The organism is Nonlabens sp. (assembly GCF_039941875.1).
Classification (GTDB): domain Bacteria; phylum Bacteroidota; class Bacteroidia; order Flavobacteriales; family Flavobacteriaceae; genus Nonlabens.
Map to the genome: position 1 here is coordinate 1 of NZ_JBDVDQ010000017.1, position 22,452 is coordinate 22,452.

The following is a 22,452-nucleotide window of genomic DNA, read 5'->3' on the forward strand; positions in this document are numbered from 1 at the left end:
GTCCTGATTCAATTTCTTCTACTACTTGAAGCTTAAAAGAAAGCGAGTAGTCTTTTTGGGTACGTTTCACATAACCAATGTTTATAGGTGTTTTCATTACACTAAGATTTTAGTGTATCGCTATTCTAGGACGGGACAATATTGCATAAAAAAAAGTCCTGAATAAATTATTCAGGACTTTTTTGTTTGTTGTAATTCCGCTTTCGCGAAAGCGGAACAAATATCTTAAGCTTTTTCTTTAATATAATTCTCGATAGCCATAGTCATCGACGGAGACTCTGGTGTAGGTGCTTGAATATCTATTCTTAGACCTTTATCTTCGGCGGCTTTCATGGTAGTGTTACCAAAAACAGCAATTCTAGTTTGCTCTTGAGTAAACTCAGGAAAGTTTTTGAATAAAGACTCTATTCCACTAGGGCTAAAGAATACTAGTACATCATACTTCACGTCAGCAAGATCAGAAAGGTCACTAATTACCGTACGGAAAAAAGTACCGCTAGTCCATTTAACACCTAGTTTATCTAATTCTGCAGGAGTAGAGTTTCCTAATTTATCAGAGCTAGGTACTAAGAAAGTTTCAGTTTTATGTTTTTTAATAAGAGGAGAAAGTTCTGGAAAAGTTCTTTTACCTACGTAAATTTTGCGTTTACGGTATACTACATATTTTTGTAAATAATAAGCAACAGCTTCACTCTGACAGAAGTATTTTAAAGAATCAGGTATCTTATATCTCATTTCTTCAGCAACTCTAAAGAAGTGATCTACAGCGTTACGGCTGGTTAAAATAATAGCTGTGAACTGAGATAAATCAATCTTTTGTTCTCGTACTTCTTTGGCTGCAGCTCCTTCAACATGAATAAAGGAACGGAAGTCTATTTTCACCTTTGTTCTATCGACCAAATTCTGATATGGTGAATTTTCCATTTTAGGTTCAGGTTGGGAAACCAAAATTGTTTTCACTTTCATAAACTCATTTTTCTATTAAATACAAGTCCTCACAGCATAATATACTTATATAAAAGTAGATAGGGTGCGATTTCAAGCGCGCAAAGGTACAAAATAAAATAGAAAAGAGCTGATATTATTAAGGCGCGATATGTATAAATCAATATTATGTTGTAAATAAACAAGAACAACGCTACGATTATAAAGGCTATCAAGAATGGAATTTGCTCCATATGAAAGGCATAGATAACAATAAAATTAATTAAAAGTAGCCCGAAGGAGAATATAGATCTGTTAATATTTCTGTGATGATCGATCACTTCAACGATCTCTTCAAAGTTACAAAGGTGGGCTATGAGTTTTCCTAGATAGTGCTTGCCTAGCAAAAAGGTTGTGGTAAAGGTTAACGCAAGAATAAAGTTGATAAATTGTGGAGGGCTTGCTATTCTAGATTGATAAAACAGATAAACAAATAAAGAGAGACTTATCCCATAAACTATCTGACTAGATACAATGAGTAAGGAGGTACTCTCACCATTAGATTTTGATATTTTTATAAATCTATCTTTAAAATAAGAACTGAGTAAGTCGCCTAGCGGTATGGAAGAAAACCATTTTGCTATAGCTAGGATTATTATACAAATTAATAAGGTAATAGTAATCCAGTCGTTGGGTGATATGTGGCGTAATTCAAAGTTCATAAGAGTCAGCAAAAATAATATGATTTATCAAACGTTTAGTATGCTGCTAGATTAATTGTCTATTTTTGCCGCTGGTTATGAAAAACACAGTAATTATTATTCCTACTTATAACGAAATCGACAACATACAGTTGATGATCGATGCTGTATTAAGTCAAAATAATGATTTGCACTTGCTTATTGTAGATGATAATTCACCAGATGGTACCGGTCAGGTTGTTAAGGATAATTTTTCTAATTATTCTGGTAGGTTATTTTTAGAAGAGCGCGAGGGTAAACAGGGATTGGGTACTGCGTATATTCATGGATTTAAATGGGCGCTGGATAAAGAATATGAATTCATTTTTGAAATGGATGCAGACTTCTCTCATGACCCTAATGATATACCTGTGTTGTACAAGGCTTGTAAGCTAGATGGAGCAGATCTTGCCATAGGTAGTAGATATGTGCGTGGAGTAAATGTTGTTAACTGGCCCATGTCTAGAGTATTGCTTTCCTATTTTGCCTCAAAATATGTAAGATTTATTACTAGAATGTCGATACATGACACGACCGCAGGTTTTAAATGCTATAAAGCGTCACTTTTGAGTAAAATCAACTTAGATAAGATTAAATTTGTAGGATATGCATTTCAAATAGAAATGAAGTTTAAAGCTTTTTTATTAAAAGCTAATATTATGGAAGTTCCAGTAATTTTTACAGATCGTTCTAGAGGACAGTCTAAGATGAGCGGCGGTATTATACATGAAGCTGTTACTGGAGTATTTATTATGAAAATTAAAAGTTTGATAGGGAAGCTTGAATTATGAAGAAGACATTAATTAAAAACGCAAAGATTGTTACTGACGGTGTCACTAGAGAAGGTGATGTTTATATAGAAGGAGACACAATCAAGGAAATAGCAGAAAGTATAAGTGCAAAAAACGCAGATACTATTGTTATTGATATAGAAGGTAAATACTTATTACCAGGAGCAATTGATGATCAGGTGCATTTTAGAGAGCCAGGTCTTACACATAAAGCAACTATAGCTACAGAGAGTGCTGCAGCTGTCGCAGGTGGTATCACCACATTTATGGAAATGCCTAATACAAATCCGCAAACCACTACCATTGAAGAATGGGAGAAAAAGATGGAAACCGCAGCAAATGATAGTCATGCAAACTATGCTTTCATGTTCGGTGGTACTAATGATAATCTAGAAGAGATTCTTAAAGTAGACACTTCTAGAGTGCCAGCTTTAAAATTATTCTTAGGTTCTTCTACAGGGAATATGCTTGTAGATGATAAAGAAGTATTGCGTGAAATATTTTCTAAGGTAAAATTGCGCATCGCTTTACATTGTGAAGACGAGGCTACAATTAAAGCGAACTTTAAAAAAGCGTTTGATACTTATGGAGATGATATCCCTATGGATCAACATCCTAAAATAAGAAGTGAAAAAGCTTGTTATATAAGTAGTAGTGGAGCGGTAGAACTTGCTAAGGAAACTGGTGCTAGAATACATGTATTCCATTTATCTACTGGAAAGGAGACTTCACTTTTTTCTAATAAAGAGGCGATTCAAGATAAGAAAATCACTGCCGAGGTATGTATACATCACCTATGGTTTAGTGATGAAGATTATGCTACAAAAGGTAAGTTTATAAAGTGGAATCCAGCGGTAAAAACAGCTACTGATAGAGAAGAGTTGTGGCAAGCGCTACTAGATGATCGTATAGATGTGATCGCAACAGACCATGCACCACATACTTTAGAAGAAAAATCAAATCCATACACTAGTTGTCCTAGTGGAGGTCCATTAGTACAGCATGCATTGCCTGCAATGTTACAATTTGTTCACGACGAAAAGATTTCTATAGAGAAAGTAGTAGAGAAAATGTGTCATAATCCGGCATTGCTATTTGATATAGAGAATCGTGGTTTTATACGAGAAGGGTATAAAGCAGATCTTGTTGTAGTGGATACTAATAATCCATGGACGGTGACTAAAGAAAATGTACTTGCAAAATGTGGATGGTCACCATTTGAAGGTGTTACTTTTAAAAGTCGCATTATGCAAACATTTGTTAATGGAGAGTTAGCCTATAAAAACTTTAAAGTGAGCGACCATAAAAGCGCTCAAGAACTTGCTTTTAAACGATGAGAATAATAACCGCCATTATCTTAATTTTTTTTACTCTTTCATGCTCGCATGTGGAGAAGTCGGCAAAGCCGGATAATCTATATGATCAAGATAAAATGGCAGCTATTATTACTGATCTTTATATAGTGGAAGGAGCGATATCTTCTAATAGAACGGCTTATATTAAAAAAGGTGTACAGCCTAGTTCTTACCTATTTGAAAAATATACTATGGATAGTATAAGTTTTCAAGAGAACTTAAATTATTATACCGATAGAGTAGAAGAGTATGTGCTAATAATGGAGAAAGTACAAGATAATTTAAAAGTTCTTCAAGACTCTGTAAGTGCGAGGCAAGTGAGGTTTAATGAAGAGCAAGAGAACTTAATTCCTAAAAACACTTTACAAAAAGGTGAGAAAAAGATGAAGGTGAAAAATTTAGAAGAAGAGCTTTAGCGTTTTCTTTCTTTATAAAATTCACAAACTCTTTCTATGGTCTCAGGTAATGAGATAAAATCAAAACTTAAAACTTCTTTTGCGTTCTCGTTAGAATACTTAGTATTTGAGGTTAATGAACTAACGGTTGCTGTGCTCAGTTTTCGTTTTAAGCCTAATAAATTAGGGATTTTTAAAAGGTAAGAAACAGCTGTTAGTAAAGTTTTAGATAGTTTGATGCTCGGTTTCTTTTTATTTAGAGAGATGGCTATATAGTCCATTACATCTTTGTAGGATTTATTTTCAGATACTAATATGAGACGCTCGTTAGTATAATTACTCTCTGTTAACTCTTGCATAGCTTTTGCCACATCTCTCACATCTACAAAACCACTACTACCGCTAGTGTAAAAACTATTACCGCTAGCTGTTTTACTAAACAGTTGACCAGAGCCACTGTCCCAATTTCCTTCTCCTAGAACAACTCCAGGGTTAACGATAATTATTTCTAGATTTTCTTGAGTTGCTCGCCAAGCTTCCATTTCTGCGCCAAATTTTGTGATCGCATAGTCAGTGTTGAGTCCATCTAGATTAAAATAGTCATCTTCATTTACAGCCCTGCCGCCTACGGATTCTCCTAGAGCAGCTATGCTACTTACATGACACAATTTATTAACACCGCTTGCTATGGCTACATTAATCACATTCTCTGTGCCACGCATGTTTATGTTTTTAAGATGCTCAAAATTTGATCCATCTATGGCTGCTGCACAATGATATACAGTAGTTACATTTTTCATTGCTTTTTCAAGACTTGGAATTTCAAGAATGTCGGCTTGCAACCATTGAAAATTTTCCACAAGTGCACTAGCTCCTTTTTCATAAGATTCAAAAATCTCACGTGTCTTATCTAGAGTTTTTAAATCTCGGTAAAGAGCAATGATACTGTTTCCGCTTTCGCGAAAGCGGTATAACAAATGTCCACCTACTAATCCTGTTGCACCTGTGATTAAAATCATGCAGTAAAAGTACACAATACAAGGCTTAAAAAACCTTTAAAAAAAGCCAAACACATATATTTGCAATTGTAAAAATGGAATTATGGCTTACAACTTTGTAGAAGAGTTAAAATGGCGTGGTATGATACACGATATCATGCCCGATACAGAAGAAATGTTACAGAATGAGGTGGTGTCTGGTTATATAGGTTTTGATCCTACAGCAGACTCTCTTCATATAGGTAGTATGGTGCAAATCATTCTATTAATGCATTTACAACGTTCTGGCCATAGACCTATAGCGCTAGTAGGTGGTGCTACTGGTATGATAGGTGATCCTAGTGGTAAAAGTGCAGAGCGTAATTTACTTACACAAGATATTTTAGATAAAAATATCGCTGGGGTGAAAAGTGTAATTTCTAGATTTATCGATTTTGATGGTGGTGAAGAAGAAACTCGTGCGTTACTAGTTAATAATTATGACTGGATGAAGGATTTCAGTCTTATAGATTTTGCTCGTGATATCGGTAAGCATATTACTGTAAATTATATGATGGCCAAAGATTCTGTGAAAAAGCGTTTTTCTGGAGAAGGTGATGGAATGAGCTTTACAGAGTTTACTTACCAGTTGTTTCAGGGTTATGATTACTTGCATCTTTATGAAAAAGAAGGTGTGAAATTGCAAATAGGAGGCTCTGATCAATGGGGTAATATAACTACCGGAACAGAGTTAGTACGTCGTGTTGCTAGAGGTAAAGCTTATGCGATTACAACACCTCTAGTTACTAAAACCGATGGGACTAAATTTGGTAAAACAGAAGGTGGTAACATCTGGCTAGATGCAGATAAAACTAGTGTTTATAAATTCTATCAATTCTGGATTACAGCAACTGATGACGATGCTGTAAACTGGATTAAGATTTTTACGTTCTTAGATCAGGAAACTTGTGAGGCTTTAATTGAAGAGCATCAAAAAGATCCTAGTTACCGTGTCTTGCAAAAACGCCTTGCTGAAGAGATAACAACTTTAGTTCATGGTAAAGAAGCTTATGAAACGGCTGTTGAGGCTTCAGGGATTCTTTTTTCTAAGAAAGTAACTCCAGAGCAATGGGGTAAAATGGATCAGGCAACTTTGTTAGAAATTTTTGATGGTGTACCACAGGTAGAGATAGAAAGATCTTCCATTGCAAATGGTGTGGATGTAGTTACTTTTATGAATGAAACTACTGGATTCCTTAGTTCTAATGGTGAGGTGCGTAGAGCGCTTAAAGAAAATAGCTTAAGCGTTAATAAGAATAAGATTACTGAAGAAAAGATGATTACAGAAGAAGATGTGATTGCTGGAAACATGATCTTATTACAACGTGGTAAGAAAAATTACTTTTTAGTGATTTTGAAATAGAATTATTTCTATACTAATATTTTAAAAGACAATCTGTAAACAGGTTGTCTTTTTGTTTTAAAATGATTTTTGACTCTCTAGTTAACCGCCATTAAATTGCAGCCTCTAATGTCAGAGTGGTCAAATCTACCTAGAACTTGAAAACTACCGTCTTTATAACTCTTGCCTAAATCTTGTGTTGCGATAAAGGAACACGAATTGTAATTGGCTAGATCGATAATATTTAAACCTCCTGTTTTACCATGTTCTATAGGTGATAATGGGTCGTTAGTATTTCTTGTTGTGACTTTCATCCATTGCGGTGTGGTAAAATTGATGCCATCACTTGCATAGGCTTGTGATAATAATTCAGTCATTCCATATTCACTTTGAATACTCGCTTGTGGGAAAGCTGTTCTTAGAATCTGGTGCAGTTCTGGTTTTACGATTTCTTTACGCATACCTTTCATACCGCCAGTTTCTATAATGATGACATTATCGAGTGGCATTGCATACTGTTCTGCTAGTTGTAGTAGAGCAAAGGTAACACCGATAAGAATTACTTTTTGATTCTTTTTCTGAAGGCTTTTTAGGATAACTGCGAGCTCCTCTAAATTGTTGAGGTAAAAACCACTTTCAGTACGTTTAGAATGGTTTATCCATCGTTGTGCCATATATACTAGAGATGAGCCTGTACGGTCTAAATAATGAGGTAATAAAGCAAGAACCACGTAATCATCAATAGATCCGTAAGTCGCTTTAAAACTCTCGTCTAAGCTGTCGTCGTATACTGTTAAGTCTGTTACAAGATGTTTAGAAACTATGCTGCCTGTTGTACCGCTACTGGTAAATGTAATTTGCGCAAGGTTGTTATTGCTTGTTACTTGATGGGATTTAAAAAACTGTATTGGTAAAAAAGGGATTTTTTCTAAGGAGTCCACTTCTTTTATGTCTAGTAAATCGCAATACTTTTTATAGACTGGATTGTGCTGTCTTTGATAAGCATAAATTTTTAAAGCCATTTGCTCAAAAGCTTTATTAGAATCAATATCAAAAACAGGAAATTTCACATCAAGAATTTGAAACAAAAGTAAATAAAAAAGCGCCGCAGTAAAACTGCAGCGCTTAGTAAATTATAAAGGTTAGTTATCGATTACTTGATAACTAGTTTGCGTGTTTGAGTTGCGTTTCCTTGAGAAATCTTAACGATATACATTCCAGAATCAAGGTTACTTACATTTAATTCATTGGTAAGACCAGCTGCAGTTAATACTCTCTGACCTAAAGTAGAATAGATAATTACATCAACAGCTTCTCCATTTGTAGAAACTATGTTAACTGTAGAACCATTTACTGGGTTAGGGTAGATCTTAAAAGTATTTGCGTCAAAAGAATCATTAGATAAAGTAAAGTCATTTGCTACTCCAGGAGTACCTAAATCACCATCACCATAAGCTGTTACAGCAAGACCCCAGTTTGTACCTAAGTCATTATCTGTAGAGTTATAGCTGTTCAAAGATAATTCCATACTAGCACCAGTTCCATCAGGGAAAGTAGCGCCGTTATCCCAAGAAACTTCGTCGATAACAGATCCTCCACATTGGATAGATAATTCATCAGATCCGTTTCCTAAAAACATAGAAGTACCATCATAAACATAATCTGGAGTGATTCCACCGTTTGTAAGAGGATCAGCACTTGCAACAAATACAGCGTATCCATTTGCAGGAACGACTACAGATAGAAGTACTGTAAAGTTTTCGTTTGCATTTGTTAAATCTACGATTTCATAACCTAACATGTCGATCGCAGCTCCTGTTGTGTTGTACACTTCAAAGTATTCACCAAGGTTATCAGCTACCGCAGCAGGGTTTTGCATGATTTCTGTTATTATTAAATCACCAGGATTTGCACAAGTTATAGTGCCTAGACATGCAGGGCTTGAGATGTTGCGAGTTAGAGTACATGAGCTATTTGCCGCATCACCAGTAACTGTAACTGTAAAGTCTACACCTTCAGTAACACCAGTAATTGTAATCTGTCCAGCTGCAACAGTAGAAGGATCATCTCCAGCTACAGTTCCATTACCAGCAGTGTCAATTATATAAGTAGAAGTGCTACCGCCTGTAAAGTCTATTGTTACATCATATAAATCTACACCAGATGTAGAAGTCTGACATGTTTCAGTGATGGTACCTAATTGTAGGTCACATGGGAAAGCAACATCAAAGCTAGTTGTGTCTGTAGTAACTAATGCAGTACCATTAACCATTGCTACAGTTACATTATAAGTTACACCATCCATTACCGTTATAGAGTAAGGAGAAGTTACATCAAGGTTGTCAGTACCATTTACTGTAACATTAAATGTAGCACCTGTAGGAACATTCATAGAGTTCCATGTAATATCAGTGGTAGTTGTACCGCCAGCTAGAGTTGTTCCATTAGATGGAGCCGTAATAGTAACAGCAGGAACTGTAGACATAACTGTTGTGTATGTTCCTATCCCACCTATTAAAGTTTCAAAAGTATCCATACCACCTTGACATAAACCAAGATTATTTAATGAACCTGCACCAGCAAATACCCAGTTAGCTTCTACAAAACCATTATCTGGTCCCGTACCATTAATTCTTTTAGCAGAAGAATCTGCATATTCCCATGTCTGACCAGATCCGTCTACATCGCTTACTCCATATTGATCGATTACAGTACTAGATGCTGTTTCAATAATTCTAATACGGTCATCACCATTTAGGTTAATTACATTATCAGTAAGAACAGTTGCACTTGCTAGACCAGGGAATTCAGTAGCTAATGCTCCAGCACTTCCTGTAGTTGTTACATAAATGAAACTATCTGTAACAGTACCGAATCCAGAAAGATCAAATGCGCTACCCCAAGTTGTGTTTGCATTTGTTTGATTCTCTAATGAGTATAAAGTAAAGTCAACTGTACCGCTAGCATAAATCTCTAATAATTTAGGATTTCCACCAGAGCAATCACCATCCACTATAGAGGTAATTATGGGCTGTTGAGCAAAAGAAGTTGCCGCAATAAGGAACATTACGACGCTTAAGTAAATTTGTTTCATCTTGTTGTAGTTTTTTGCGAATATACAATTTCTATAATGGTGTAAGTTTTGGCTGTCAGTTATTTAACGTTAAAGTAACATGCCTTCTACTGCTACTGATAGTTAAGTAATTGTGCCTGTATTGATAAGTTTCTTAATTCCGCTTTCGCGAAAGCGAGATCATCACAAATTATTTTCATAACTTTAATTTTTAATACATTGAGTTAACCTAAAGCTAACATGGATTTAAAACGCTTGAGTAACTATCTTTTTAATTTAGCCCATTAAGAATATGACAGAAGAAATGAAAGACGCTAAAGCGAGAGTTTTATTAGTAGACGACGAGCCGGATATTTTAGAGATAGTAGGATATAACCTTAAAAATGAGGGTTATCAGGTATTTACGGCAGAAAATGGGGAGGAAGCTCTCAAAATTGCAAAAAAGAAAAAGCCAGACCTTATTATACTAGATGTAATGATGCCAGTAATGGATGGGATTGAGGCTTGCGAGAAAATGCGCAAAACACCAGAATTAGACGGTACTGTGATTACATTTTTAACTGCGAGAGGTGAAGATTATTCAATGATCGCTGGTTTTGATGTAGGTGCAGATGATTATATTACAAAACCTGTAAAACCTAGAGTTCTTGTTTCTAAAGTAAAATCTCTTTTAAGACGTAGGGAAAATGTTACTCCAGAGGCTTCAAATATTTTAAAACTAGGTGATCTAGTTATTGATAGAGATCAATACAAGATTATTTATAAGAAAGAAGAGATGATCCTGCCTCGCAAAGAATTCGAATTACTTTCTTTATTAACTACTAAACCTGGTAAGGTGTTTAAAAGAGAAGAGATTCTCGATGTAGTGTGGGGTAATGAAGTGATAGTGGGTGGTCGTACTATCGATGTACATATTAGAAAACTAAGAGAGAAGTTGGGAGATGACAGTTTTAAGACTGTGAAAGGGGTAGGTTATAAATATGTCAAGTAATACAGCACCGCAAAGAAATAGTTACCGTTTTGCGATTAGATCCTCTATTTATATCGCTGTTATACTTTTTTTACTTTTATTAAGTGTGTCATCTTTTGATGATGTAGAGTTGCCGTTGTACCTTATTTTCTGTTTTTCTTTGGCGTGTTTTTTAATATGCTTTACGATTATTCAGTTTAGGGTACAGCGTTTTATTTATCGACGTATTAAGCGTATTTATGAAGATGTGTCTTTGTTAGAATCAAGTAATTTTGAGGATAGGGAGATAGCTACCGATATGCGTACTCTTAAAGATCAGGTAGAGCGATTTGCTAGAAATAAGAAGACAGAAATAGAAACACTTCAAGTACGTGAGAATTATCGTAAAGAGTTTTTAGGTAATATCTCTCATGAGCTTAAAACGCCTTTATTCACCGTTCAAGGTTATATTGATACCTTAATTGATGGTGCTCATAAAGACAAGGTTATACGTAAAAAATACCTAGAAAGAGCACAAAAAGGAGTGGAACGTCTTACCTACATCGTAAAAGATATGGATATGATCACCAGGCTAGAAGTAGGTGATATGCGTCTAGAAAAAGATGACTTTGATATCGTGAAGTTGATGAAACAAGTGTTTGATCAATTTGAAATGAAAGCGGCTAGAAAGAATATTTCTCTAGTTTTTGATATGAATTATAATAATAAAATTATGGTTCATGCAGATAAGGAGCGTATACAGCAGGTGTTGTCTAATCTTATAGTTAATTCTGTAAAATACGGTAAGCAAAATGGTACTACCGAGGTAGCTATTGAAGACCTGATTAATAATAAGGTAATCGTACGTGTTACGGATAACGGTGAGGGAATAAAAAAAGAATTTATACCTAGACTATTTGAACGCTTTTTTAGAGTAGATAGAACAGGGTCTCGTAGAGAAGGTGGTTCTGGACTGGGCCTTGCAATTGTTAAACATATAGTAGAGGCTCATGGGGAGCGTATTTATGTAGATAGTGAGATAGGTATAGGTTCTGAATTTTCATTTACCCTAGAAAAAGTTTCTGCTAATATAGAAGATATAGATGTGGTGGTAGAATGAGTGTTGCCCAAACCTTTATAATTAGATATTTTAGATAACATTTCTATCTTAAAATTTTCTTGTGTGGCATAAGGTACAAGACCTTTGTCATCTAGTGATTGTGCTAAGTATTCTTGTTCAAACTGTCCAGGTGTAGGGATGAAAAAGGCTTTTTTACCTAATTCATGTAAATCCATTATAGTGGTGTAGCCACTTCTGCTCAACACGCATTCACTTAAATCTATAGCTTTTTGTAAACTTTCTGTAGAGAGGTAATTGTAAAAAGTTACGTTTCCTTTCTTTTCTACTTTTTGTTCTTTTTCTATTCTTCCGGCTATAAATAGAACCTTGCCATGATATCTTTTTATTTCAGAAAGTAATTTCTTTTCTAAAATACCTCGTTGAGGTTCTGGACCGGATAGCAAAATAAGTAGATCGTATTTTTTTTGATACTGACCGGTATTTTTAAATCTAGAAAGTGGACCCAGGTACACTTTGTCTAGTTCGCAATCATTGTTATGTGATAGTTTGCCAGTTAAATTATTTGCTCCACTAACGTCAGGAATCCAGCAAGAATCAAATTTCTTTATATAATGAAGATGCAACTGCGTGCTGAACCAGGTGGTGCTACCAGATAAAACCTGTAGCTGATGTGTTATAATTACTGATGGAATTAAATTGCTGTACATTCCTAGTCTGTTATCTGATATAATACCAGCTATTTTGTGCTCTAGAATTAAGCGACTCAGCATTTTATGTTCATTGCGTATAGCTTTCCATATTTTAGGAGAGTCTTTAAGCATTTTCAATTTTAAATTGCTGCCTTCTTTTGCATATTCAATATCATAAGAAGGTAATTCTATAAAGGTATGGCCTTTAAATTCTTTTTTAAGTAAAGCAAGTGCCTGTCCATCACTAGCTATAATAGGATTGTCCCCATTATTAATGATTTCTAGGATAATAGGAATGCATCTAGTGGCATGACCTAAGCCCCAGTTTAATGGGGCAACCAAAATGTTTTTGGATTTTTGCATGTAGTAAATATACAATGACTTTGTAATCAGGTATATTTGTAGCCATTAATTAACCTTTAAATAATTGTATTGGGAAGTAAAAATAAACTCAAACGATTTAACGAAAACGAAACATTCGACAACGTTATTCAGCCTACTCGTGAAGAAGTAACCACTGGTTTTAAACATCAGGGTAAGTGGAATGAATTTTTCGGTAACGATAATCCTATCACTTTAGAGTTAGGTTGCGGTAAGGGAGAATATACGGTTGCTCTAGCTCGCAAGTATCCTGAACGTAATTTTATAGGTATAGATATTAAGGGAGCGCGTTTCTGGCGTGGTGCAAAAACGGCTATTGAAGAAGGTCTTACTAACGTAGCTTTTTTACGTACTCAAATAGAGTTGGTAGATGACGCTTTCGCGAAAGCGGAAATACAAGAGATATGGATTACATTTCCAGACCCTCAAATTAAATACAAGCGTACTAAGCACAGAATGACTAATCCTGATTTTCTTGCGAAGTATAAGCATATTTTACAAGCTGACGGTATCATGAATCTTAAAACAGATTCTGAATTTATGCACGGATATACTTTAGGGCTGTTGCAAGCTAGAGGAGAAGAAATTCTATATGCACACCATGATGTCTATTCAAATACAGAATCTCCAGAAGAGGTTACCGGTACACAGACTTTTTATGAGAAGCAGTATCTAGAAACAGGTAAAGCGATAACTTATATCAAGTTTAAATTGAAATAATGGCAGGGCTTTTACATTTATTATTCGGTTTAATTATAGGTTTTGTGGGTGTTATACCACCTGGATTATTGAATCTTACAGCAGCCAAAATAAGTGTAAAGCAAAATAGAAAAGCAGCTGTCATATTTGCATTAGGAGCGTCACTCATAGTAGTCGCTCAAGTTTATGTAGGGGTTTTCTTTTCTAAATTATTGAATAACAATCCTGATACCTTATTACTGTTAGAAAAGTTTGCGGTAGTTGCTTTTCTAGCATTATCTGTTTTCTTTTTTATTAGAGCGTTACTTGATTCTGGAACACCGGTTGTAAAAGAGGTAAATAGATCACCTGTTAAGCTTTTTGCGCAAGGAATCATACTGTCGGTTTTAAATATATTTCCTATTCCATTTTACATAGGTTTTAGTTCTTTTCTAGCTAGTCGTGGTTTATTTGAATTTACATATCCTATGGCTCATTTATTTATTCTAGGAGCCGCTAGTGGGACATTTTTAATGTTATTGGCCTACATTACTTATGTGAAGAAGTTTGCCTTTGACAGCAATACATTTGCTCGCAAAATTAATTACCTATTAGGAGGTCTTACTTTGTTTATTGCGGTATTCACCATTTTTAGAATATATTCATGAGTGCAAACGATTTTTATCTAAGAGTGTATGAGGTCGTTAAACAAATACCTTATGGTAGAGTAACTAGCTATGGGGCTATAGCAAAGGTTTTAGGAACACCACGTAGCAGTAGAACTGTAGGTTATGCTATGAATGCTGCGCATAATGATCCAGACGTACCTGCACATAGAGTAGTAAACCGCAATGGAGTGTTAACTGGTAAACACCATTTTCCTGGCACTAACTTGATGCAACAACTTCTAGAAAGTGAAGGGCAAATTATCGAAGAAGATCAAATTAAAAATTTTAAAGAGTCTTATTGGGATCCATTAGAAGAATTAGGATTGCAAGAATAAAAAGAAACCCTGTCTATTTTTAATAGACAGGGTTTCTTATAACGGAGCACGTTTTCTATAGATAGAAGATGTAACCTACGTTAAACCACCATATCCAGTCATTTGCTCTGTTGTTAACATTATTAGGACTTAGTCCATCTACATAATTACTGTCTACATAATAATGCCATTTAGAAGATATTAGGATATCACTTAAATCGCTTATTTTATATCTAAAGCCTAGATCACCTACTAGTGCAATTGCACTACCTTGTGAGGTATCTATACGGTCTATAAATGTAGGGAATGTCGTTACAGGGTTGCCTAAAGGACCTAAGACACTAGTCGCCTCTGGTCTATAGTTTACATAATGAGCTCCAAAACCTACGTAAGGTGCCACTTTAGGCTGACCGCTTTGGAAATCTCTAATACTTAAAGGATACCATTCTATTTGTGCACCTAACTCAAAGACTTTTGCTTTTCCCTGCATAGATCTTAATTGAAGTCCACCTATAGAATTCTTGTCTGCTTCATCACCTAAATGATTAAGTGTAGTTACGTGGTAATCTATTTCACTACGTATTTTAAAATGGTCGTTCCAATACGTGTCTCCGGTATAACAATCACAGTCGGCACGATAGGCAAAATTGATATAGTGAATGAGTCCAACACCTATACCTACATTACCTTTGTTAGTGTTAAAGTCATATCGCTCACCATAATCGCTTTGAAAAGCAACTGGTCCTGTGATAAAACCTAATTCGTGAGAGAAACCTAATTGCGCATTACTGGTAAATATCATTCCTAGAAGGATGATAATGGTTGTAATGTATTTTTGTGGATGCGTCATTAATATAAGGACTTTGTGATAGCGACAAATATAACAAAATGTAGTTCATACAGACATTATTAAATGTGTTTAAACTAATAGAATAGATGAAATACATCTTTATTATGCATGTATATGGTAATAACAACGTGAGTTAACTTAAATTATTGGTAAAAAAAAAATTACGTTAAGCGATAATATTATATTTGCATAATTAACGCAAACGTTTTCTTAAAGGAACAAATTAAAGATAATGGAAAAAAACATCCAAGATTTTATCGATTTGATAAAAAAGAAGAATTCTAACGAGCCTGAATTCATACAGGCAGTAACTGAGGTTGCTGAAACCGTTATACCATTCATCGAAAAGAATAAGCAATACCAATCTGATAAGCTGTTAGAAAGAATGGCAGAACCAGAACGTGTAACTATGTTCCGTGTGCCATGGACTGATGACAGTGGTGAGGTGCAAGTAAATCGTGGGTACCGTATTCAGATGAATAGTGCTATCGGTCCTTATAAAGGAGGATTAAGATTTCACCCTTCTGTTAATTTAAGTATTCTTAAGTTTTTGGCATTTGAACAAGTGTTTAAAAACAGTCTTACTACTTTGCCTATGGGTGGAGGAAAAGGTGGTGCTGATTTTGACCCTAAAGGGAAGTCAGACCGTGAAGTAATGCGTTTCTGTCAGTCGTTTATGGTAGAGTTACAGCGTGTTATCGGTGCAGATACAGATGTGCCTGCAGGAGATATAGGTGTAGGTGGACGCGAGATAGGTTACCTTTTTGGATACTATAAAAAATTAAGAAACGAGTTTACAGGTATTCTTACTGGTAAAGGACGTTCTTACGGTGGTTCTTTAATCCGTCCAGAAGCGACAGGTTATGGAAACGTATACTTTGCACAAAACATGTTAAAGACACGTGGTGAAGAGATCAAAGGAAAAACAGTGGTTATTTCTGGATCTGGAAACGTGGCTCAATATGCTGCAGAAAAAATTTTACAACTAGGTGGTAAGGTAGTTACTATGTCAGATTCTGGTGGATATATCCATGATGCTGATGGTATCGATGCAGATAAACTAGCATTTGTAATGGATCTTAAAAATAATAAACGTGGTCGTATTTCTGAGTACGTAGAGCAGTATTCTAGCGCTACTTATCATGCAGGTGAGCGTCCATGGTCTGTTAAATGTGATATAGCTCTTCCATGTGCAACTCAAAACGAGTTAAATGGTGAAGAAGCAAAAACATTAGTTTCTAACGGTTGTATTTGTGTAAGTGAAGGGGCAAACATGCCTAGCACACCAGATGCAGTAGAGCACTTTGTTGATAGTAAGATCTTATTTGCTCCAGGAAAAGCGTCTAACGCTGGTGGTGTAGCAACATCTGGTCTAGAAATGTCACAAAACTCTATGCGTTATAGCTGGACTTCAGAAGAGGTAGATAATAAATTACACGGTATTATGAATGATATTCATGAAGCTTGTGTTACTTATGGAACTGAAGAAGATGGATTTGTAGACTATGTAAAAGGTGCAAACATTGCAGGTTTTGTAAAGGTTGCAGACGCTATGCTAGCTCAAGGAATTGTATAAGACCTATTTAATTATATAAATTTCGCTTTCGCGAAAGCGGAATTATAATCTATAAGAACCTCTGTAAAATCTACAGAGGTTTTTTCATGCCCTTAATTAAGTTTATTTTTGTTATTATTCATCATATTATAAAGATGAGTACGTTGTAGATATATGAAAAAGCTAATACTCTTATTATTACTCGTCAGCAATTTTTGCGCAGCTCAAGATTTTTCAGATTCTTGGGAAGGTCTTTTTTCCTTTACTAATATTATTGATATAGATGAGTCTGACGATGCTGTTTATGCAGCTAGTGAAAACGCTGTATTTATTTACGACCTTAGTTCTAGAACTTTTACAACCTTAACCACGGTTAATGGGTTGAGCGGCGATGAGATAAGTCAAATTCATTATAGTGAGGCAAAATCTACCCTAATTATAGGATATGAAAATGGACTGCTGCAGGTAGTGGATGCGAGAGGTAATGTGACCAGCGTTGTGGCAATACAAGATAAACAGGTTATTGCGCCAGACGACAAAAGAATTAATGAGTTTAAAGAAAGTGGAGATCTTATTTATATCGCCACAGATTTTGGGATTGCGATTTATAACCTAGAGCGACTAGAATTTGACGATACCTATTTTATTGGAGATAATGGAGCGCAATTAGAGGTAAACACTATCGAGCTATTTAATAATTTTCTATATGCAGGTACTACAAATGGTGGTATTAGACGCGCTAGTATTGTAAATCCTTTTTTAATCGATTTTGCAAATTGGACACAAATAAATGGTAATTCTTGGGATGAATTAGAGAGCTTTAATAACCGTTTATTTGCTACGGCCGTTAACAGGTTTTTATATGAAGAAGGACCGGTAGATTTTTTAATAACCTCTTTACAGTTTCCAGGTAGCGTGCTGGATTTTCATTCTTCAGATCAGTTTTTTACGGTTGCTACTAGAGGTGCTGTACTTGTATATGATTTAAGTTTCACAGAAATTTTGAGAATATCTACGGTAGATGGTATTGCTTATAATTATACTCAAGCGATAACTGTAGGAAACGATTTGTTTATCGGTACAGAAGAAGCTGGGATGATACGTGTCGACCTTTTAAACCAGACTGATTTTGAATTTATTGTAGCAGACGGTCCATCTCGTAATGCTGCTTTTACAGTTACTACTTCTCCAGATGAGTTGTGGGTAGGTTACGGTGACTATGATTTATTTTACAATCCTTTCCCACTAGAGCAACTCGGGATAAGTCATCTGGTAACCGATCAAAGTTGGGAAAACTTTTCATTTGATGATATTCTTAATGTTAGAAGTTTAGGTAGTATAACTGTTAACCCATCAAATCCTTCAGAGCTTTTTCTTAATTCTATGAATGACGGTTTGGTACAGTTTGTAGATGGGGCGGCGGTCACTTTGTTTGATAATACAAATAGCTCTTTAATCCTATCAGAGGTCCCTACTAATAATGGTCCTTTAAGATTTCAAAGATTACCAGATAGTGAGTTTGATAATCAAGGAAATCTTTGGGTATCTCAAAGTCTCGAAGATAATTCCTTACATAGAAGATCTCCATCTGGTCAGTGGACGGCCTTTGATTTAAGTGATGAAATACCTGAAGTATCGCAAAGCATGACTAAAATGGTAATTACAAATGATGGGAAAATTATTTATGGTACGGTAGATATAGGCCTTGTTGGTTTTGATCCAGAAACATCAATGGCTGTAAATTATAATGAAGATTTTAATCTAGTAAGTAATTATATAGGCTCATTAAGACTAGACCTTAATGGACAGTTATGGATAGGTTCTAATTTAGGTTTACGTATTCTGTTTAACCCTAATAGTATATTCACTGACACGCCTAGCGATGCGAGATCTGTAATCATAGAAGATACTAACGGTATTGCGAGAGAGTTGTTACAGGATGAGGCAGTACTAGATATAGAAGTAGATGGTAATAATAATAAATGGGTAGCTACAGCCAGCTCTGGAGCATTCTTGTTTTCTCCTTCAGGAAGAGAAACCTTATTCCAATTTACAACTGATAATTCGCCCTTGCCTTCTAACGCTATTAACGATATAGCTATAGATGAGGGTACTGGAAAAGTATATTTTGCTACAAATAATGGTATTGTAGCATTTCAAGGAGAAAGATCTAGTAAGCCCGAAGATGATCTAGAAAGTGTTAGAGCGTTTCCTAATCCAGTGCGTCCAGGATTTGATGGTAATGTTACTATCGATGGATTAACCGATAGAGCCAGAGTTAAAATAACAGATATAGAAGGTAACTTAGTTTATGAAGCAGTTTCTCAAGGTGGTAGTATACCGTGGGATACTAGAAGTTTTTCTGGGAACAAAGTTGCGTCTGGAGTGTATTTGCTTTTCATTTCTACTAACGATAATATAGAGACTGCAGTTTCTAAACTTATGATAGTAAGATAAATGCTTATAAAAACACAAGCAATTGTTTTATCATCTCTTAAGTATGGAGAGTCAGATCTTATAACAAGATTATACACTAAAGAATTGGGCACACAATCCTATATATTAAAAGGGATACGTAAGTCTAGGAAAGGAAAATTACGCATTTCTTTCTTTCAGCCACTTACACAATTAGAATTAGAAACGCAACATAAAGGGAAAGGTGCTTTAGAATACATTAAAGAGGCAAGAGTTTTATTTCCTTATCAAAATATTCATACCAACATCATTAAGAGCAGTATTACCATGTTCTTTTCTGAAGTACTGTCGCAACTATTAACAGAACAACAACCAGACGAAGAGCTCTTCGACTATCTATCTACAGCTTTTCAATTTCTAGATCAATCTGATCAAGTGGCAAATTTTTCTATAAAGGTATTACTAGACATGACTGGCTTTTTAGGTTTCCAACCAGATGATAGTACTATAGATTTACCATACTTTAATATGCTTAACGGTAACTTTGATGATAATGGACTACAACCACATCATTTAACAGATATAGAAAGTAACTTGTTAAAGTCTTTTCTAGGCATGAAGTTTGATCAAATTAATGAAGTGAAAATGAATAGAGAAGAGCGTAATGACTTATTAAATTTGGTCATTGAGTATTTTCAGATACATTTGCAAATCTTTAAAAAACCTAATTCATTATCAATATTAAAACAGCTATTCGACCAGTGAGATTCATCGCAATACTTTGTCTTTTTATAGGCTTTTATACTACAGCACAAACAGTGACTGTAGTTAATGCAATTAGTAAAGAAAAGCTGTTCTCTGTTGCGGTTTATAATAAAGATAAAAGCATAAGCGGTATTACAGATTTTGATGGTAAAGTATCTTTAGAAAAATTTTCCGACACAGATCGCATATATTTTCAAAGCATGGCTTTCCAAACCTATGTGATTAATAAAGTAGATGTTCTATCACAAGGCACTGTTATAGAGATGGTACCTAGATCAGAAAAGATCAACCCAATAGTTATATCTGCTTCTAAATTTGAACAGCGCAAACAGGATATTCCTCAAAAGATCATTTCACAAACTAGTGCAGAAATTCTTTCTAATAATCCACAGACCAGTGCAGATTTGTTACAGCAGTCCGGACAGGTCTATATTCAAAAATCTCAGCAAGGTGGTGGCAGTCCGTTAATAAGAGGCTTCTCTACTAATAGATTATTGTTAACTGTAGATGGCGTGCGTATGAATAATGCCATTTTTAGAGGTGGTAACCTTCAAAATGTGATTTCTATCGATCCATTAAGTATAGATCGTACAGAGGTGATTTTAGGTCCAGGTAGTGTTGTTTATGGGAGTGATGCGATAGGTGGTGTTATGAATTTTTATACACTAAAACCTAAGTTTGCTCAGGACTCTATTTCATTTTCAGGAAATGCTTTAATGAGATATGCGACGGCAAATAATGAAAACACAGCACATCTAGACTTTAATTATGGTACAAAAAGATTTGCTTCTGCTACGAGTATAAGTATCAATTCCTTTGGAGATCTTAAAATGGGTTCTCACGGGCCAGATGATTATCTTAGAAATCAGTATGCAGACCGTATAGATGGAGTAGATGTTATAGTTGATAACCCAAACCCTAAAGAACAAATCCCTACTGGATACGACCAGATTAATTTATTGCAAAAATTCAGATATCAAGCAACGCAAAACTGGGAGCTGGATCTAGGTATTATTTATACCGCTACAGGTGATTATCCTAGATATGATTCTTTGAGTAGGTTTAATGATAACGGTGACCCACGTGAGTCAGAATGGTACTATGGACCACAGACATGGTTAATGATAAATGCCAAAGCTATTCATAGAGGTAATGGAAAGTGGTATGATAAAATGATCTTCTCACAAGCATATCAACAGTTTGAAGAAAGTCGCAATAACCGCGCTTTTGAAGATGTAGAATTTTTTCAGAATAAAGAAAAAGTAGATGTTTTTACTACATCTATAGATTTTGAAAGGCGCAATCGAGAGAATAATGTTCTTTTTTATGGAGCAGAATTTTTACATAACCGTGTAGAGTCTGTAGGGAGCGTTCTTAATATAGATACTCAAGAACTACAGGACGCTGCAAGTAGATATCCAGACGGTTCTTCATGGAGATCACTCGCTGCCTATGCAAATTACCAGTGGAGACTAGATTCTCAAATCACCATACAGTCAGGACTGCGTTATAATCACATATGGTTAGACGCTCAATTTGATAATAGATTTTTTAATTTCCCTTTTGAAGAGGCGAGCCTTAGTACAGGTGCATTAACAGGTGCTTTAGGAGCGACCTATTTACCAGATGAAACATGGGAGCTTAGAGCAAACTTCAGTACCGCATTTAGAGCACCTAATGTAGATGATATCGGTAAAATATTTGACCCTAGCCCTGGGACGGTTATTGTTCCTAATCCAGATTTAGAGTCAGAGTACTCTTACAATACAGAGTTGGCTGTTAAAAAACGCATCAATGATAAGTTCACCTTTGACGTTTCGGCTTACTACACGCTGTTAAAAGATGCATTAGTTGCTAGAGATTTTCAACTTAACGGTCAGGATATGATTACCTATCAAGGCGAGTTAAGTCAGGTGCAGGCTATTCAAAATGCCGAAAAAGCTACTGTTTACGGTATAGAAATAGGCGCTCAATATGAGTTCAATAAAAATTTGAAAATGTACGGTCATTATAATTGGCTAGATGGAGAGCAAGAAGAATTAGACGGTTCTAAAGTAGCTGTACGACACGTTTCTCCTAGCTTCGGAGATATACATACGGTATATGAAAAAGATAAATTACAGTTAGATGGTTATGTTGTGTTTAACGGTCAGTTTGATTTTAATGATCTTGCTCCTAGCCAGCAAACACGCCCTTATTTGTATGCACTAGACAGTGATGGCAACCCCTATTCACCTAGCTGGTACACCGTAAACTTACGTTCTAGTTATAAAATTAATGATGGACTTACCGCAACGGCGATTTTAGAAAATATAACAGATCAACGTTACCGTACGTATTCTTCTGGAATTGCAGCTGCTGGTCGCAATCTAATACTAGCGTTGAGGTATGCTTTTTAGATAATTGTTTGTGTTGATCTCGCTTTCGCGAAAGCGGAATTATCAACCAAC

The 22,452-nt window shown here is 35.4% G+C and carries 19 protein-coding genes; 13 read left to right on the top strand and 6 right to left on the bottom strand.

The window, feature by feature from the left end; translation table 11 throughout:
• Nucleotides 1-225: 225 nt before the first annotated feature.
• Nucleotides 226-966, bottom strand: coding sequence for a uroporphyrinogen-III synthase (locus ABJF08_RS10955; protein ID WP_348116265.1), 741 nt, complete (start codon nucleotides 964-966; stop codon nucleotides 226-228).
• A gap of 757 nt (nucleotides 967-1,723) precedes the next feature.
• On the opposite strand from ABJF08_RS10955, the gene ABJF08_RS10960 reads away from it, so the two are divergent.
• From ABJF08_RS10960 to ABJF08_RS10970, 3 genes are read left to right on the top strand one after another with little or no spacing between them, the layout of a single operon-like run.
• Nucleotides 1,724-2,455 carry a polyprenol monophosphomannose synthase gene (locus ABJF08_RS10960; RefSeq protein ID WP_348116267.1) on the top strand — a complete coding sequence of 244 codons (732 nt, stop codon included), beginning with the start codon at nucleotides 1,724-1,726 and terminating at the stop codon, nucleotides 2,453-2,455.
• Entirely contained in the window at nucleotides 2,452-3,792 is a 1,341-nt protein-coding gene (locus ABJF08_RS10965; protein ID WP_348116268.1) for a dihydroorotase, read from the top strand. The genes ABJF08_RS10960 and ABJF08_RS10965 overlap by 4 nt, the downstream gene beginning before the upstream one ends.
• A complete protein-coding gene (locus ABJF08_RS10970) occupies nucleotides 3,789-4,226 on the top strand; it encodes a DUF4296 domain-containing protein (protein ID WP_348116270.1) in 438 nt (145 codons plus the stop codon). The genes ABJF08_RS10965 and ABJF08_RS10970 overlap by 4 nt, the downstream gene beginning before the upstream one ends.
• Here ABJF08_RS10970 and ABJF08_RS10975 read toward each other — a convergent pair.
• Nucleotides 4,223-5,224 (bottom strand): NAD-dependent epimerase/dehydratase family protein, encoded by a 1,002-nt coding sequence (locus tag ABJF08_RS10975; RefSeq protein WP_348116271.1) that lies wholly within the window; start codon nucleotides 5,222-5,224, stop codon nucleotides 4,223-4,225. The genes ABJF08_RS10970 and ABJF08_RS10975 overlap by 4 nt on opposite strands.
• Before the next feature lie 82 nt (nucleotides 5,225-5,306).
• Here ABJF08_RS10975 and tyrS point away from each other — a divergent pair, with 82 nt between their 5' ends.
• Entirely contained in the window at nucleotides 5,307-6,605 is a 1,299-nt protein-coding gene (tyrS, locus tag ABJF08_RS10980; RefSeq protein ID WP_348116273.1) for a tyrosine--tRNA ligase, read from the top strand.
• 77 nt (nucleotides 6,606-6,682) lie between these two features.
• Here tyrS and ABJF08_RS10985 read toward each other — a convergent pair whose 3' ends face one another.
• Together ABJF08_RS10985 and ABJF08_RS10990 are read right to left on the bottom strand one after the other, a co-directional pair.
• Nucleotides 6,683-7,654 carry an acyl transferase gene (locus ABJF08_RS10985; protein ID WP_348116275.1) on the bottom strand — a complete coding sequence of 324 codons (972 nt, stop codon included), beginning with the start codon at nucleotides 7,652-7,654 and terminating at the stop codon, nucleotides 6,683-6,685.
• 83 nt (nucleotides 7,655-7,737) lie between these two features.
• On the bottom strand, nucleotides 7,738-9,678 hold the full coding sequence (locus ABJF08_RS10990; RefSeq protein ID WP_348116276.1) for a T9SS type A sorting domain-containing protein: 1,941 nt from the start codon (nucleotides 9,676-9,678) through the stop codon (nucleotides 7,738-7,740).
• Between the two features lie 271 nt (nucleotides 9,679-9,949).
• On the opposite strand from ABJF08_RS10990, the gene ABJF08_RS10995 reads away from it, so the two are divergent.
• Both ABJF08_RS10995 and ABJF08_RS11000 read left to right on the top strand, forming a co-directional pair.
• Nucleotides 9,950-10,648 (top strand): response regulator transcription factor, encoded by a 699-nt coding sequence (locus ABJF08_RS10995; RefSeq protein ID WP_348116277.1) that lies wholly within the window; start codon nucleotides 9,950-9,952, stop codon nucleotides 10,646-10,648.
• The gene (locus ABJF08_RS11000; RefSeq protein WP_348116278.1) at nucleotides 10,638-11,726 is read left to right on the top strand and encodes an ATP-binding protein; all 1,089 of its coding nucleotides are present in this window, start codon (nucleotides 10,638-10,640) and stop codon (nucleotides 11,724-11,726) included. The genes ABJF08_RS10995 and ABJF08_RS11000 overlap by 11 nt, the downstream gene beginning before the upstream one ends.
• Here the strand turns inward: ABJF08_RS11000 and ABJF08_RS11005 are convergent.
• Nucleotides 11,630-12,739, bottom strand: a complete 1,110-nt coding sequence (locus ABJF08_RS11005) for a glycosyltransferase (RefSeq protein WP_348116279.1) — start codon at nucleotides 12,737-12,739, stop codon at nucleotides 11,630-11,632. The genes ABJF08_RS11000 and ABJF08_RS11005 overlap by 97 nt on opposite strands.
• Nucleotides 12,740-12,808: 69 nt before the next feature.
• On the opposite strand from ABJF08_RS11005, the gene trmB reads away from it, so the two are divergent.
• From trmB to ABJF08_RS11020, 3 genes are read left to right on the top strand one after another with little or no spacing between them, the layout of a single operon-like run.
• Nucleotides 12,809-13,477 (top strand): tRNA (guanosine(46)-N7)-methyltransferase TrmB, encoded by a 669-nt coding sequence (gene trmB, locus ABJF08_RS11010; protein ID WP_348116280.1) that lies wholly within the window; start codon nucleotides 12,809-12,811, stop codon nucleotides 13,475-13,477.
• Nucleotides 13,477-14,103: a LysE family transporter gene (locus tag ABJF08_RS11015; RefSeq protein ID WP_348116281.1), complete on the top strand. Its 627-nt coding sequence runs from the start codon at nucleotides 13,477-13,479 to the stop codon at nucleotides 14,101-14,103. Before trmB ends, ABJF08_RS11015 begins: the two co-directional genes overlap by 1 nt.
• A complete protein-coding gene (locus ABJF08_RS11020) occupies nucleotides 14,100-14,438 on the top strand; it encodes an MGMT family protein (RefSeq protein WP_348116282.1) in 339 nt (112 codons plus the stop codon). Before ABJF08_RS11015 ends, ABJF08_RS11020 begins: the two co-directional genes overlap by 4 nt.
• Nucleotides 14,439-14,493: 55 nt before the next feature.
• Here ABJF08_RS11020 and ABJF08_RS11025 read toward each other — a convergent pair whose 3' ends face one another.
• On the bottom strand, nucleotides 14,494-15,267 hold the full coding sequence (locus ABJF08_RS11025) for a glutamate dehydrogenase (RefSeq protein WP_348116283.1): 774 nt from the start codon (nucleotides 15,265-15,267) through the stop codon (nucleotides 14,494-14,496).
• A 232-nt stretch (nucleotides 15,268-15,499) separates the two neighbouring features.
• Here ABJF08_RS11025 and gdhA point away from each other — a divergent pair, with 232 nt between their 5' ends.
• The 4 genes from gdhA to ABJF08_RS11045 all read left to right on the top strand — a co-directional run bounded on the left by gdhA (nucleotide 15,500) and on the right by ABJF08_RS11045 (nucleotide 22,401).
• Nucleotides 15,500-16,843, top strand: coding sequence for an NADP-specific glutamate dehydrogenase (gdhA, locus tag ABJF08_RS11030; protein WP_348116284.1), 1,344 nt, complete (start codon nucleotides 15,500-15,502; stop codon nucleotides 16,841-16,843).
• A 153-nt stretch (nucleotides 16,844-16,996) separates the two neighbouring features.
• Nucleotides 16,997-19,279 carry a T9SS type A sorting domain-containing protein gene (locus tag ABJF08_RS11035; RefSeq protein ID WP_348116285.1) on the top strand — a complete coding sequence of 761 codons (2,283 nt, stop codon included), beginning with the start codon at nucleotides 16,997-16,999 and terminating at the stop codon, nucleotides 19,277-19,279.
• Nucleotides 19,280-20,002, top strand: a complete 723-nt coding sequence (gene recO, locus ABJF08_RS11040; protein WP_348116286.1) for a DNA repair protein RecO — start codon at nucleotides 19,280-19,282, stop codon at nucleotides 20,000-20,002.
• Nucleotides 19,999-22,401 carry a TonB-dependent receptor gene (locus ABJF08_RS11045; protein WP_348116287.1) on the top strand — a complete coding sequence of 801 codons (2,403 nt, stop codon included), beginning with the start codon at nucleotides 19,999-20,001 and terminating at the stop codon, nucleotides 22,399-22,401. The genes recO and ABJF08_RS11045 overlap by 4 nt, the downstream gene beginning before the upstream one ends.
• Nucleotides 22,402-22,452: the final 51 nt, after the last annotated feature.

Coding starts and splice junctions, on each gene's coding strand:
- ABJF08_RS10965 (WP_348116268.1), top strand. CDS start 2,452: ATGAAGAAGACATTAATTAAAAACGCAAAGATTGTTACTGACGGTGTC.
- ABJF08_RS10955 (WP_348116265.1), bottom strand. CDS start 966: ATGAAAGTGAAAACAATTTTGGTTTCCCAACCTGAACCTAAAATGGAA.
- tyrS (WP_348116273.1), top strand. CDS start 5,307: ATGGCTTACAACTTTGTAGAAGAGTTAAAATGGCGTGGTATGATACAC.
- ABJF08_RS11005 (WP_348116279.1), bottom strand. CDS start 12,739: ATGCAAAAATCCAAAAACATTTTGGTTGCCCCATTAAACTGGGGCTTA.
- ABJF08_RS11020 (WP_348116282.1), top strand. CDS start 14,100: ATGAGTGCAAACGATTTTTATCTAAGAGTGTATGAGGTCGTTAAACAA.
- ABJF08_RS11025 (WP_348116283.1), bottom strand. CDS start 15,267: ATGACGCATCCACAAAAATACATTACAACCATTATCATCCTTCTAGGA.
- ABJF08_RS10995 (WP_348116277.1), top strand. CDS start 9,950: ATGACAGAAGAAATGAAAGACGCTAAAGCGAGAGTTTTATTAGTAGAC.
- ABJF08_RS10970 (WP_348116270.1), top strand. CDS start 3,789: ATGAGAATAATAACCGCCATTATCTTAATTTTTTTTACTCTTTCATGC.
- ABJF08_RS10960 (WP_348116267.1), top strand. CDS start 1,724: ATGAAAAACACAGTAATTATTATTCCTACTTATAACGAAATCGACAAC.
- ABJF08_RS11015 (WP_348116281.1), top strand. CDS start 13,477: ATGGCAGGGCTTTTACATTTATTATTCGGTTTAATTATAGGTTTTGTG.
- ABJF08_RS10975 (WP_348116271.1), bottom strand. CDS start 5,224: ATGATTTTAATCACAGGTGCAACAGGATTAGTAGGTGGACATTTGTTA.
- ABJF08_RS11035 (WP_348116285.1), top strand. CDS start 16,997: ATGAAAAAGCTAATACTCTTATTATTACTCGTCAGCAATTTTTGCGCA.
- recO (WP_348116286.1), top strand. CDS start 19,280: ATGCTTATAAAAACACAAGCAATTGTTTTATCATCTCTTAAGTATGGA.
- gdhA (WP_348116284.1), top strand. CDS start 15,500: ATGGAAAAAAACATCCAAGATTTTATCGATTTGATAAAAAAGAAGAAT.
- ABJF08_RS11000 (WP_348116278.1), top strand. CDS start 10,638: ATGTCAAGTAATACAGCACCGCAAAGAAATAGTTACCGTTTTGCGATT.
- ABJF08_RS10990 (WP_348116276.1), bottom strand. CDS start 9,678: ATGAAACAAATTTACTTAAGCGTCGTAATGTTCCTTATTGCGGCAACT.